Below are 907 nucleotides of genomic sequence, written 5' to 3'. Positions count from 1 at the left end.
ATTTAAAGCAAAATCATAATCTTACACAAAATTAGTTTTCAAATTGTCATATTGATGATTTTTTTTATTTCATCAAGAGTTTTCGACAAAATTAAAGAAATAATATTAATTATTAGGAGGTTTTTTATGTTAAAGTGAAATACTAAAATTTTATTTTATGTACGATTAAGTGTTTTATTTTTAATTTTATTTTTTTTAATTACTGATTTAGTGTTAGCAATAATTAGTCCACAACCTCAATTTCGTGATTTAGGATATGCAGAACGAGTATCAAATTATTATTCGTTTTTTACAACGCAAACTAATTATATTGTTGCTGTTTATTTTTTCATTTATTTATTTGAAAACAAGTTTAAAATTCAAAGTCCTAGTTATTTAATTAAATTAGCTGTGACAACATATATTACAATTACAATGGTAGTTTTTTGACTTGGAATTTTTACAAGTACACAAGATGCTAATCAATACAATGTATATGTTTGAATATCGACAATTGTTTTGCACTTAGTAATTCCAATTAGTATGATTATTAGTTATATTTTAACAGCTGGGACTTTTGAATATAATTTAAAACAACATTATAAATTAGCATTATGATTAATTTTAATTTATCCAGTTTGTTATTTTATTGTAATTTTAATTCGAGGAACATTGCGTCATTTAGATAAGAGACCATCTGATACTTGATATCCTTATTTTTTTCTTAATGTGTATCAAGAATGGGGATGATTAATTTTAACTTTTTCTTTTATTTGTATTTTAACCTTATTCATTGGTTTACAATATTTATATATTTTTTTAAATAATAGACTTCTTGCATAACCTATTAAAATAATTGTAAATATTTTTAAAAAGATACTAATAGCAAATTATAATTTTAATTAATTATGTCTTTTATTTAAAAATT

1 protein-coding gene is annotated in these 907 nt (G+C 20.8%); it reads left to right on the top strand.

Annotated features, from left to right (window positions below):
* Positions 1-126: 126 nt before the first annotated feature.
* On the top strand, positions 127-822 hold the full coding sequence (locus tag EHV01_RS06080) for a hypothetical protein (RefSeq protein WP_422066677.1): 696 nt from the start codon (positions 127-129) through the stop codon (positions 820-822).
* Positions 823-907 lie beyond the last annotated feature (85 nt).

It is taken from the genome of Spiroplasma sp. hy2 (assembly GCF_044714365.1).
Lineage (GTDB): Bacteria > Bacillota_I > Bacilli_A > Mycoplasmatales > Mycoplasmataceae > Spiroplasma > Spiroplasma phoeniceum.
Note: the sequence above shows the minus strand (reverse complement) of the source record. Positions and strands in the feature narration are given on the sequence as shown.